Annotated in this window: 13 protein-coding genes; all 13 read left to right on the top strand. The window is 40.5% G+C overall.

Translation table 11 applies throughout. The annotated features are described in order from the left end of the window. Positions 1 to 7: 7 nt before the first annotated feature. The 13 genes from ACIFPW_RS06155 to ACIFPW_RS06095 all read left to right on the top strand — a co-directional run bounded on the left by ACIFPW_RS06155 (position 8) and on the right by ACIFPW_RS06095 (position 12,391). A complete protein-coding gene (locus ACIFPW_RS06155; RefSeq protein ID WP_430242877.1) occupies positions 8 to 781 on the top strand; it encodes an SDR family oxidoreductase in 774 nt (257 codons plus the stop codon). Positions 782 to 798: 17 nt separating this feature from the next. Beyond that, positions 799 to 1,968 carry a thiolase family protein gene (locus tag ACIFPW_RS06150; RefSeq protein WP_430242874.1) on the top strand — a complete coding sequence of 390 codons (1,170 nt, stop codon included), beginning with the start codon at positions 799 to 801 and terminating at the stop codon, positions 1,966 to 1,968. Between the two features lie 12 nt (positions 1,969 to 1,980). Continuing rightward, entirely contained in the window at positions 1,981 to 2,733 is a 753-nt protein-coding gene (locus ACIFPW_RS06145; RefSeq protein ID WP_430242872.1) for an SDR family NAD(P)-dependent oxidoreductase, read from the top strand. An 18-nt stretch (positions 2,734 to 2,751) separates the two neighbouring features. Beyond that, the gene (locus ACIFPW_RS06140) at positions 2,752 to 4,368 is read left to right on the top strand and encodes a long-chain-fatty-acid--CoA ligase (protein ID WP_430242870.1); all 1,617 of its coding nucleotides are present in this window, start codon (positions 2,752 to 2,754) and stop codon (positions 4,366 to 4,368) included. A 76-nt stretch (positions 4,369 to 4,444) separates the two neighbouring features. Then, on the top strand, positions 4,445 to 5,014 hold the full coding sequence (locus ACIFPW_RS06135) for a TetR/AcrR family transcriptional regulator (protein ID WP_430242867.1): 570 nt from the start codon (positions 4,445 to 4,447) through the stop codon (positions 5,012 to 5,014). A gap of 82 nt (positions 5,015 to 5,096) precedes the next feature. Then, a complete protein-coding gene (locus ACIFPW_RS06130; protein ID WP_430242866.1) occupies positions 5,097 to 5,981 on the top strand; it encodes a 3-hydroxyacyl-CoA dehydrogenase family protein in 885 nt (294 codons plus the stop codon). Continuing rightward, on the top strand, positions 5,981 to 6,757 hold the full coding sequence (locus tag ACIFPW_RS06125; protein WP_430242864.1) for an enoyl-CoA hydratase: 777 nt from the start codon (positions 5,981 to 5,983) through the stop codon (positions 6,755 to 6,757). Before ACIFPW_RS06130 ends, ACIFPW_RS06125 begins: the two co-directional genes overlap by 1 nt. 18 nt (positions 6,758 to 6,775) lie before the next feature. Then, the gene (locus ACIFPW_RS06120) at positions 6,776 to 7,180 is read left to right on the top strand and encodes an acyl-CoA thioesterase (protein ID WP_430242862.1); all 405 of its coding nucleotides are present in this window, start codon (positions 6,776 to 6,778) and stop codon (positions 7,178 to 7,180) included. Between the two features lie 56 nt (positions 7,181 to 7,236). Beyond that, positions 7,237 to 8,301 carry a phosphotransferase family protein gene (locus ACIFPW_RS06115; RefSeq protein ID WP_430242860.1) on the top strand — a complete coding sequence of 355 codons (1,065 nt, stop codon included), beginning with the start codon at positions 7,237 to 7,239 and terminating at the stop codon, positions 8,299 to 8,301. 8 nt (positions 8,302 to 8,309) lie between these two features. Continuing rightward, positions 8,310 to 9,062 (top strand): 2-phosphosulfolactate phosphatase, encoded by a 753-nt coding sequence (locus ACIFPW_RS06110; RefSeq protein ID WP_430242859.1) that lies wholly within the window; start codon positions 8,310 to 8,312, stop codon positions 9,060 to 9,062. Further along, positions 9,043 to 10,791: an acyl-CoA dehydrogenase family protein gene (locus ACIFPW_RS06105; protein WP_430242857.1), complete on the top strand. Its 1,749-nt coding sequence runs from the start codon at positions 9,043 to 9,045 to the stop codon at positions 10,789 to 10,791. The genes ACIFPW_RS06110 and ACIFPW_RS06105 overlap by 20 nt, the downstream gene beginning before the upstream one ends. A 15-nt stretch (positions 10,792 to 10,806) precedes the next feature. Continuing rightward, positions 10,807 to 11,577, top strand: a complete 771-nt coding sequence (locus tag ACIFPW_RS06100) for an SDR family NAD(P)-dependent oxidoreductase (RefSeq protein ID WP_194221796.1) — start codon at positions 10,807 to 10,809, stop codon at positions 11,575 to 11,577. 22 nt (positions 11,578 to 11,599) lie between these two features. After that, the gene (locus ACIFPW_RS06095; protein ID WP_430242853.1) at positions 11,600 to 12,391 is read left to right on the top strand and encodes an enoyl-CoA hydratase/isomerase family protein; all 792 of its coding nucleotides are present in this window, start codon (positions 11,600 to 11,602) and stop codon (positions 12,389 to 12,391) included. Positions 12,392 to 12,396 lie beyond the last annotated feature (5 nt).

The raw sequence follows: 12,396 nt of genomic DNA, 5'->3' as shown, positions 1-12,396 counted from the left end.
ATATAGGATGAATGTTATGCAACTGTTTGACTTAACTGGTAAGACTGCGATTGTTACAGGAGGTGGAAGAGGACTTGGTAAGCAAATCGCAGAAGGATTTGCAGAAGCTGGAGCTAATGTAGTTATTTGTTCAAGGAAACGAGAGGCTTGTGAAGCTGTTAGTGAGGAGCTACAGAAAGCCAGAGTAAAGTCTCTAGCTTTTGAATGTGATGTAACGAATCAAGAGCAAGTTCAGCATGTTGTAGATGAAACGATGAAAGAATTTGGTCGCATTGATATTCTTGTCAATAACAGCGGTGCATCATGGGGTGCGCCAGTCGTTGAAATGCCACTTCAAGCATGGCATAAAGTTATGGAAGTTAATGTAACTGGGACATTTCTCTTTGCACAGGCCGTAGGAAAAGAAATGATTAACCAAAAAAGTGGAAAAATCATTAACATTGCTTCTGTCGCAGGTCTTGGTGGTGCTGATCCACGCTATATGGACGCGATTGGTTATAACACGAGTAAAGGAGCCGTTATCACATTTACAAAAGATCTTGCTGTAAAGTGGGGTGGCTATAACATAAATGTTAATGCGATTGCACCAGGATTCTTCCCTACAAAAATGTCGAAGGGATTGATTGATGCAGGTGGCGAAAAAATGTTAGAAACGACTCCACTTAATCGCTTTGGTTCAGATGATGATCTAAAAGGGGCAGCACTATTTCTAGCATCAAATGCTTCTAATTATGTAACAGGAGATATTTTAATTGTTGATGGTGGACAACATGCAATGTAATGGGGGAGGAAACTAATATGAAACGTGATGCAGTTATTGTCTCAAGCGTAAGAACACCTATTGGTAGGCAAGGAGGAGCGTTTGCTGGGATTCAAGCACACGAGCTTGGGGCAATCGCTCTTAAGGAAGCCGTTGCTCGAATCAATTTGGGGGTTGAATCAATCGATGATGTGATCTTTGGAAATGTTATTGGCGGTGGCGGAAATATCGCTAGACTGACAGCATTGCAGGCTGGTCTTCCGCTTTCTATACCAGGTTTAACAATCGATCGACAGTGCGGATCCGGACTGAATGCGATTAATCTTGCTGCACAGGCGATTAAATCGGGAGACGGAGACGTTTATATTGTCGGAGGGGCAGAAAGTATGAGTCAAGCGCCTTATTTAATGGAAAAGCCTTCAAAACCATATAGTACAATGCCACCACGCTTTATGAAATCCAGGCTTTCCCCTGATGAAATTGGAGATCCTCCAATGGGAATTACAGCCGAGAATTTGGCAGAGAAATATCAAATTTCTAGAGAAGAACAAGATGAGTTTGCACTAAGAAGTCAGGAACGAATGAGTAAAGCTATGGTAGAGGGATATTTTGACTCGCAGATTGCTTCTGTTCATGTTCCTGTTCGTAAGGGTGACCCAATTGAAGTGACAAAGGATGAACATCCTAGACCTGAAACTACTTTGGAACGGCTTTCTTCCTTGGCACCTGTCTTTAAGAAGGGAGGATCGGTGACAGCTGGATCTAGCTCAGGCTTAAATGATGCGGCATCCGCTCTCATTGTCATGTCGCGTGAAAAAGCAGGGCAGCTCGGTTTGAAACCACTTGCCGTAGTTAAAGGATATGCTGTAAGCGGAGTAGATCCTAATATTATGGGAATTGGACCTGTTCCTGCTACAAATAAAGTTATACAGCAAACTGGATTATCTCTTGAGGAAATGGATTTAATTGAAATTAATGAAGCGTTCGCTGCACAGGTACTTGCATGTGATCGAGAACTTAACATGAACCATGATGTGCTGAACGTCAATGGAGGCGCTATTGCTCATGGTCACCCATTAGGTGCAACAGGAGCGATTTTAGCCACAAAGGCAGTTTATGAGCTTGATCGTAGAGATGGAAAATATGCGCTGATTACAGCTTGTATTGGTGGAGGTCAGGGGATCGCTACAATACTTGAAAGAGAATAAGGGAGGCGTAAAATGAGGCTGCAGGATAAAATCGCGATTGTTACTGGAGGCGGAGGAGGAATTGGAAGAGCGACTGCCATTCGCTTTGCAAATGAAGGGGCGAAAGTAGTTATCTCAGATATTCACTCTGAAACTGGAGAGGAAACTGTCGAACAAGTGAAGGAAATGGGAGGTGATGCCATTTTTGTAAAAACAGACACAGCAAATGAAGGAGATATGAAAGCGCTTGTAGAAGAATGTGGAAAGCATTATGGTGGACTCGACATTCTTTTTAATAATGCTGGTGTTAGTAATGAAGAAGTAAAGTTAGCTGATATGTCCGTTGATGAATGGGACCGTGTCGTGTCGATTAATTTACGAGGCGTTTTTCTAGGAATGAAATTCAGTATTCCATTAATGGAAGAAAGAAACGGTGGTTCTATTGTAAACACATCTAGCTTATTAGGGCTTAAAGGGAAAAAATTCATGGCTCCTTACAATGCATCTAAAGGCGGTGTGATTACATTAACGAAAAATGCTGCACTTGAATACGGAGGTAAGAATATTCGAGTGAATGCTGTGTGTCCAGGTGTTATCGATACGAATATTGTTACACCGTGGAAGGAAGACGATCGTAAATGGCCCATTATCTCAAAAGCCAATGCACTAAAAAGGGTAGGACAACCAGAAGAAATTGCAAACGCCGTGCTGTTTCTAGTCTCGGATGAGGCCTCATACGTAACAGGAACTAGCCTTCTTGTTGACGGAGGAGGATTAACGTTTTAATTATTCGGAGGTGTAAGCATGAACGAGCAAAAGAGTTGGTTTAAGCATTACCCTGAATCGATTTCCAGTACGATTGATATCCCGAACATTTCACTTCAAGATATGTTAATGAAAACAGTGAACGATTATCCAGATCATGTTGCGTTATCTTTCTATCAGAAAAAAATAACGTACCGTGAGCTGGGGCACTTTTCTTCAGCATTTGGTTCTGCGCTTCAGAATACCTCTCAAATGAAACCAAAAGATCGTGTCGCCCTCATGCTGCCTAACTGTCCACAGTTTGCTATTAGCTACTATGGTGTATTAAGAGCAGGAGGAACCATTACACAAATTAATCCAATGCTCGTTGAACGCGAACTTCAGTACATATTAGCGGATTCAGGTGCGGAAACGATTGTGATCTATGATGCCCTTTATCCAAGATTAAAAGCGATACAGAATGAGACGAATGTGAAAAACGTTATTGTTGTTTCCCTTCAGCTTACTGAGGCATCTTTCGCTCCAGATATGACCTTCGACCAATTTATTCAAAGCTCAACTCAGCAACTAAACGAAATTTCTGTCGATCCAAAGGAAGAAATCGCCGTGCTTCAATATACTGGCGGGACAACTGGGAGATCAAAAGGAGCAATGCTCACTCATCGTAATCTAATTGCAAATGTAGAGCAAAGCCTTGAATTCTTTAAAGGAGAGTTTATCTTTGGTGAAGAGAAGTGCCTAACGGTCATTCCGTTATTTCACGTTTTTGGAATGACTTCTTGTATGAATTTGTCAATTCGAATTGGTGCGGAGAGCGTGATTTTACCAAGATTCGATGTTGATGAAGTATTGAAGACGATCGAAACCGAAAAACCAACAATGTTTCCAGGCGTCCCAACGATGTATGTAGGACTTACAAATCATCCTGATGCAGAAAAGTATAATCTCGGTAGCATTCGGACCTGTAATAGCGGAAGCGCGCCAATGCCCGTTGGATTAATGAAGGAATTCGAGAGAAAAACTGGGGCCAAAATACTCGAAGGATATGGATTGAGTGAAGCTTCGCCGACGACTCATGTAAATCCACCATTCGGTGAACGTAAGCCTGGTAGTGTTGGAATTGGGTTTCCTTCAACAGAATATAAGGTTGTCGATCTAGGTGAAGGGAAAACAGAGCTTCCGTTTGGTGAGTCAGGGGAGCTGGTGATTAAAGGACCACAAATTATGAAAGGGTACTGGAACATGCCAGAAGAAACAGCTAATACATTGCGAGATGGTTGGCTATATACAGGCGATATTGCAAAGATGGACAGCGATGGGTATATTTCCATTATTGATCGCAAGAAGGACCTTATTATTGCTAGTGGATATAATATTTATCCGCGTGATATTGAAGAGGTTCTTTATGAACACCCTGCTGTTATGGAAGCTGTCATAGTAGGTGTTCCGGATCCTTATCGTGGTGAAACTGTCAAAGCGGTTATCGTTAAGAAGCCAGGAGCTGAATTAACAGAGCAAGAAGTTGTTTCTTATTGTCAGGATGAAATGGCTCCATACAAAGTGCCAAAGATCGTCGAATTCCGTAGCGAGCTCCCTAAAACTAGCGTAGGGAAAATTTTAAGAAGATCCATTCGCGATGAAGCACGTCAAGTATAGCTAAGGATGCTTCTGAGTAGCCTCCATATGATATAATCTTAATCAATGAACATTGATAGATTGAGAGGGTACTAGCATGAAACACAAACTGACTGTCAAAAGTATTGAGCTTTTTGAGAAGCAAGGCTTTAGTGAAACGTCAATTCAAGATATTGTCGATGCCATTGGCGTAACGAAGGGCACATTTTATTACTATTTTAAGAGTAAAGAAGAATTGCTGATGGATATTCACTCTTCTTATATTGACGGAATGATTAAGCAACAAAAGGAAATTTTAGAAGATGTGTCGAAAGATTGTAAAACTAAGCTATACGATATGGTGTACATGTTAATTCACAACGTCGAATTAGAAGGTCATAGTGCACGAGTTTTCTTCCGTGAGATGAAAAACTTGAAAGAAGAAAACTTAGCCGAAATTCTTCCAAAACGTGATCAAATTCGCTATTACTTTCAGGATCTCTTAAAACAAGGTGTTGAAAACGGAGAATTCAAAAGTGATCTCAATATTGGGATTGTGACGTTTGCCATTCTTGGCATTACAAACTGGACGTATCAGTGGTATAAACCAAACGGTCCAGTTTCAGATAAGGAAGTAGCTAGCATTTTGGTTGATATGGTACTAAACGGAATAGAGGAAAGCGAATAAGCTTTCCTTTCTCATTTCACTATAATGTAAACGCTTTCGACCCGAACATTCTAACCGGTTAGTTAATTAAGGAGGAAAAGGTATGAAAATCGATGAAGTCAAGAACATTACAGTATTGGGAGCAGGTTCAATGGGTCACCAAATTGGGATGCTTTGTGCACTTGGTGGCTATGAAACAACCATTCAAGATATCAATGAAAAAGCACTAAAAGAAGCTGGAGAAAAGCTTGAAGGAATTATGTCAAAGTGGGTATCAAAAGGGAAGATAACCGAAGAACAAAAATCAGCAGCATTTGAACGGCTGCAATTCACGACTAGTCTTGAAGAAGCTGCTGTTCAAGCTGATTTCATCATTGAAGCAATTGTAGAGAAGTTAGATGTGAAGCGAGAGGTATTTGAAAAGCTTGATCAACTAGCTGATCCGAATACAATTCTTGCTACGAATAGTTCAACGATTGTGAACTCGTTAATTGCGTCCGCAACGAATCGTAAAGATAAAGTTGTCAATATGCACTTTTTCTTCCCACCACTAGTGATGGATTGTGTGGAAGTTGTTATGAGCGATGCAACGTCGGAAGAAACAGCTAAGCTTACAATGGCTGTTTGTGAGCAAATTAATCGAACAGGTGTATTGTTAAAGAAAGAGATTTCCGGTTTTGTTGCGAATCGCATTCTTGGTGCCTTACAAAAAGAAGCGATGTATTTATATGAGGAAGGCATCGCTGATTTTGAAGATATTGACCTCATCTGTAGAAAAGCCTTAAATCATCCGATCGGTCCGTTTGAATTGATGGATTTATCAGGAATTGATGTAGGTTATTACGTGATGCAGCAACGCTATAATGAAACAGGTAATCCAGAGGATAAACCTTCAAAGGCGATAGAAGATAAAGTGAAAGCTGGAACATTAGGAAGAAAAACAGGTAAAGGCTGGTATGACTATACAAAAGAAGGAGTGAAGAATTAATGAAAATGGTAACGTATGAAATTCATGAGAAAACAGCGGTTGTGACGATTAATAATCCCCCTTTAAATGTGTTGAGTAAGCAAGTATCTACAGAACTTTTTGAAGTATTTACAGAGTTAGAAGCCAATCAAGATGCTGTTGCAGTGATTTTAACAGGTGCTGGTAATAAAGCATTCATGGCTGGTGCAGATATTAAGGAATTTCCTGAGTGGATTGGACATACAGGGTTTAAAGATATCGTGATGGAAACTCATCAGGTATTAAACTATCTTGATCACTTTCCTAAGCCAACAATTGCGGTTCTTAATGGTTTAACATTCGGCGGTGGATGTGAACTTGCGATGACATGCGATATGCGTATTGCTGAAGAGCATGCTCAACTCGGACTTCCTGAAATAAAGCTAGGTCTTTTCCCAGGTGGTGGGGGAACTCAGCGGCTCCCTAGACTGATTGGAGAAGCAAAAGCAAAAGAAATGATGTTTACAGGAGAACCGATTTCTGCAGAAGAAGCCGATCGATATGGCCTAGTAAATCACGTTGTACCGTCGGGCCAGGGAATGGCTTATGCGCAGGGGCTTGCTGCCAAAATAACCGGACAATCCCTACAGGCTTTATCACGAATTAAACACGCTGTGAATAAAGGAGCTCATCTTCCAATTGAATCAGCTGTTGAGCTTGAGGCGGAATTATTCGAGGAAGTTTTCCAAACAGATGACATTAAAGAAGGCGTTCAAGCATTTATCGAAAAGAGAAAGCCTGCTTTTACTCATAAGTAATAGAAAAGAGGAATCGATATGAGCGTTCATACAAGTGTGAGAGTAAGATTTTGTGAAACGGATGCGCTTGGCCATGTTAATAACACAAGCTACTTTATATACCTCGAGGAAGCACGTGTACAATTTTTTGATTATCTAGGTAAACGTTCTGGAACAGACGCTTGGCCATTTATTCTCGTTTCTACGAAATGTGATTTTCTAAAACAAGCTTATTTTAAACAGTCACTTCATGTAGAAACGACTGTTAAGCGAATTGGCACAAAAAGCTTTACGCTCATGCACTATATAAAGGATACGGAAAGTGATGGTGTAGTAGCTGAAGGTGAAGCGACTGTCGTCTATTATGATTTTAAGAAACAAGTAAGCGAAGTTATACCGGACGAATTGCGAAGTAAGCTTGAGGAATCTTATCAACTGCTATAAGCGTGGTGTTTTTTAAGGGTAAATGACTGAATATTACGTAATCAGGAGAGTGGCGTATGACCTATTCACACGATACGATACCTGTCCGAGATGGAGAACAGCTCGATCTAAAGAAACTAGAGAGGTATATTAAGGAAAACATTGAACATCTGAGTGATGATCCTCTCATAGTTGAACAGTTTGGAACAGGTCACTCAAATTTGACGTATCAGCTATCGATTGGTGAGTGGGAAGCAGTTCTCAGAAGACCGCCTCTTGGTCCAGTTGCTCCAAAAGCGCATGACATGGAACGAGAGTATACGATTTTAAGAGAATTACATCCCGTTTTCCCACTAGCACCAAAACCATACATCTATAATGAAACTTTACTTGATGCCCCATTCTTTCTTATGGAAAGAAGAAGGGGAATTGTGCTTGACACCTCGTTTCCTGATGGCGTTCAACCTACTGAAGAGTTGTGCAGAAGGATCTCAGAAACGATGGTAGATACGCTAGTTGATTTGCACAGTGTTGATTATAAGCGGACAAATTTAAGTAAAGTAACTCACCCTGATGGTTTCATGGAACGTCAGGTGCACGGCTGGATCAAACGATATAACCGCTCGAAAACAGATGATATTCCTGGTATTGATGAATTGACGACATGGATGGCTTCGAATATCCCTAAATCACAAAGCCTTACTGTGATTCACTACGACTATAAATTAAACAATGCGATGTTTGATCAGGAAGACTATAGCAAAATGGTAGGTTTATTCGATTGGGAAATGACAACCGTTGGTGATCCTCTGGCTGATCTTGGTGCCGCAATGGGGTACTGGTTGCACCAAGATGACCCAGAAATCTTAAAAAAGGGCATGGGTAAAGCACCGGTAACTGTTATGAATGGATTTATGACGAGAGAAGAATTTATTGCGTCTTATGCTACTAAATCAGGGCGTGATGTCTCGCAAATGAAATTCTATTTAACATTTGCTTATTTCAAACTTGCTGTCATTTGTCAGCAAATCTATTATCGCTGGAAAATGGGTCAAACATCGGATGAACGCTTTCGTCATCTTAATCAGTTTGTAGCGAGTTTAATTGCACATGCTCGTGACAATGCCAAAGTAAAGCGTTAGGAGTTCATATGGGAAAAATACATGTCGTTTTAAAAAAGGAAGATATTGATCAGGCAAAAATTAGTGAAGAAAAAATTGCGGTTGTGCTTGATATTCTTCTAGCAACATCAACCATAACCTCAGCACTTGAATTTGGTGCAGAACGGGTTATTCCTGTTCTAGATCAACACGAAGCATTGCAAGAAGCGAAAACGTTACCTGAAGGAAGTTATTTGCTTTCAGGTGAGTATGAAGGGCGAACAATTGAAGGGTTTCTAGATCCTAATCCATTGCAATTAAAGAAAGCTGTTAAAGGAAAAACGTTAATATTATCAACTACAAATGGAACCGTAGCAATTAAACGAACGAGAGAAGCTAAACGAGTGTATGTGGCTTCGTTACTGAACGGTCATGCCATCGCAAAAAAGCTCAATGATAGTCACCGAGAGGAAACGATTGTGATTGTTTGCTCGGGTTCATCCGGTGAATTTGCCTTGGAGGACTTCTACGGTGCTGGATATCTTATACATCATATGCTTACTACTCACGATTGGGAGCTTACTGATTCCTCACGTGCTGCTGTTTCATTTTATGAAGGTAGTTCGAAAAGCGGTGAGGACGTGTTACTTTCCTCGCGAGTCGGTGAAATGATTAAGAGGTACGGATTTGAAGAAGAAGTAAGTTTTGTTGCTTCCGAAGGGATTTTCTCAATCGTCCCTTATGTGAAGGCGCAAAAAACGGTGGTTCGAGAGGAGGTTCATCATGACACAAACCAAGTCTAGTCGTTCTGGTGCGGATTTTATGTTTCAACATTCTAGTTCAGAAGAAATATTCACACCAGAAGATTTTACCGATGAACATAAAATGATTGCCAAAACAGCTCACCAGTTTATTACTAAAGAGGTTGAACCGCATAGAGAATCGATTGAAAATCAACAGTTTGACAAGGTTGTAACTTTGATAAAAAAAGCTGGTGATCTTGGTCTTCTCGGTCATAGCATTCCTGAGAAATATGGTGGTCTTGGACTAGATAAAGTTTCCAAAGGGATTGTAGGAGAAGTGGTTGGCCGGACAGGTAGTTATGGCGTTGCTCAATCCAACCACACTTGCATCGCTACGCTTCCAATTACACATTTTGGAACGAAGGAACAAAAGAATCATTATTTACCGAAACTCGCTTCAGGCGAATACATTGGTGCTTACTGTTTAACTGAACCTAACGCAGGCTCTGATGCCCTTGCATCCCAAACCACGGCTATTTTAAATGAGGAAGGCACTCATTATATTTTAAATGGGACAAAGCTTTATATCACGAATGCGGTCTTTTCAGATACTTTTATTATTTATGCCAAAATAGACGGAAAGCACTTCTCGGCATTTATCGTAGAAAAGAATTTTCCAGGTATTTCTCTTGGGCCAGAAGAAAAGAAGATGGGTATAAAAGGATCATCGACAAGATCGGTTATTTTAGAAGATTGCCTAGTTCCAATTGATAACCTTCTTGGTGATAAAGGGAAAGGTCACGTTATTGCTCTTAATGTCTTGAATTTGGGAAGGTTTAATCTGGGATCTGCTTGTACTGGAGGAGCAAAACATGCTCTAGGACTGGCGTTACAACATACAAGTGAGCGTAAACAATTTGGTCGAACCATTGCCGGTTTTTCAGCTACTCAAGAAAAAGTAGCGATGATGATGGCTAAAATTTATGCTTCAGAATCACTACAATATCGGACAGCCTCTCTACTTGAAGGTGCGATGGAAGGTTTATATGACGAAGAAGACCACAGGATTGTTGGAAAGCAAATGATGGAGTATGCCGTGGAGTGCGCTATTTGTAAAGTATTTGGATCTGAAACGCTCGATCAAGTTGTTGATGAGTCATTACAACTTCATGGCGGGGCAGGATTTATTCAGGAATACCCAATTGAGCAGATGTACCGCGATTCCAGAATCAACCGAATTTTTGAAGGAACGAATGAAGTGAATCGTTTGTTAATACCAGGAAATTTATTTAAGAAAGCGATGAAAGGCGAAATTCTTCTTGAAGAGCACATTGAAAAAGCGAAGCAGGCATTAATGCAGCCGAACAATCGTTTATTAAATGAAGAAGCGGCTATTCAAAGCATACGAAATGTATTTCTTGTATGTGCAGGTGTAGCCTACAAAGAGCATGGTAAAGAACTGATGGAGCATCAAGAATCCCTTATGAAGCTTGCGAATATAGCGATTATGCTTTATGCAAGTGAAGCTGCAGTTCTCCGAGCATTTAAGAAGGATGAATCAGTCGGTGATTTGAAGCAGATGCTAGCTAGAACTTTCCTTGAAGAAGCTCTTTTGCAAGTAGAAACGTCAGCTCGCAAACTGGTTATGAGCGTACTCTCTCAAGATGAAAAGGAACAAACATTAGGATTAATTATTCAAGAACTTTCGAAATATGACTTTGGAAGTTCGCTAGAACGAAATCGACTAATTGCAAAACAAAGCTACAATAAATTAAAGTACGAAGTTTAGAAAGCGGTGAAAGAAATGGGAAGGTTTTCAGGACGAACGGCAGTGATAACCGGGGGTGGCAGCGGAATCGGTGCCATGACTGCAAAGCGGATAGCGAGTGAAGGAGGAACGGTTATTCTTGTTGGCCGTACAGAGGCTAAGCTGTTGCAAACGGCTAACGAGCTTAAAGAACTTGAAGGAAAAGTTCTTACTTTTGTAGCTGACGTAACAAAGCAGGAACAAATTGATCACCTAACAACATTCGTTAAAGAAAGTACTGAAACTCTTCATGTATTAATTAATAATGCTGGAGGGTCTCAAGGTTCCCCCATTCTTGAAATGACGGAAGAAAATTGGGATCATGCACAAAATGTGAATTTAAAAAGTGTTTTTCTCGTTTCGAAGGCGCTGGGGAAATTAATGCTAGAAACCGCAAAGAAAGAGGAAGAAATGGTAGATTTCTCTATCGTGAACGTAGCCTCGTTATCAGGGCATAAGGCTGGTGCACAAATTCCTCATTATAGTGCAGCGAAAGCAGCCGTTATTAATTTTACAAGAGCACTGGCGGTAGAACTTTCCCCATACATTCGAGTGAATTCAGTTTCCCCTGGATTTGTTGAAACTCCGTTAACAGAAGACGGTTTGAAGAATGAAAGGTTTGAGGCGTCAATTAAGCGAAATACCGCTTTGAATCGAGTGGGACAGGCTGAAGAAATTGCAAACGTTATTTCATTTGCTGCTTCACCTGAAGCGAGTTATATGACTGGATCTGATCTATTAGTCGACGGTGGCTGGCTCATCGTATAAAAAATAAGGAGAGTGTTAAAAAATGGAAACAACAGTAAAAACGGATCATCTTAAAGTAAATGTACATGGTGCTGTGCTTCATCTTACACTTAATCGACCTGAAGCGCTAAATGCGTTTAGTCCCGAAATGATCTTAGGACTAACAAAAGCAATTCAAGATGCGAAAGAAAACGACGACATTCGAGTTGTTATGCTTTCAGGTGCTGGCCGTTCTTTCAGTGCCGGTGGTGATGTAAAAACGATGGGGGATACTTCTTCAAAAGAAGTTTATGAACATATTGGTAAGTTAAATGAACTGGTTATTACGATGAGGGACCTTGAGAAGCCGATTATTTCAGTTATTCATGGTTTTGCTGCTGGAGCAGGATTTAATCTAGCGCTCGCTAGTGACATTATTCTAGCAGCAGAAGATAGTAGTTTCGTATTAAGTTTCTCTCAGGTCGGATTAATTTCAGATGGTGGGGGACTATCTTTCCTTCCGCGTTTAATCGGTCCTTATAAGGCGAAAGAGCTTTTCTTCTCTGCCCAGCCTATTACTGCAAAAGAAGCGAAACAATTAAATATTGTAAATCAAACTTATCCTTTAGCTAGCTTAGAGGAAGAAGCAATGGCATATGCTGATAAGCTTTCTAGAGGTCCTGGTAAAGCATATGGTTTTATTAAAAAGATTGCCGATGCTTCACTCACTTCATCTTTATCTGAAGTGCTTGAACAAGAACGTATTACTCAGGCTTTAATGGTAACGACAGAAGATCACAAAGAAGGCGCAAATGCGTTTAAAGAAAAACGTGCTCCTCAATTTAAAGGTAAATAAACTTA

The sequence above is a fragment of the Pseudalkalibacillus sp. NRS-1564 genome (genome assembly GCF_050467905.1).
GTDB classification, from domain to species: Bacteria; Bacillota; Bacilli; order Bacillales; family Guptibacillaceae; genus Guptibacillus; species Guptibacillus hwajinpoensis_B.
The sequence above is the reverse complement of the archived record's forward strand: the minus strand, read 5'-3'. Positions and strand labels throughout refer to the sequence as shown.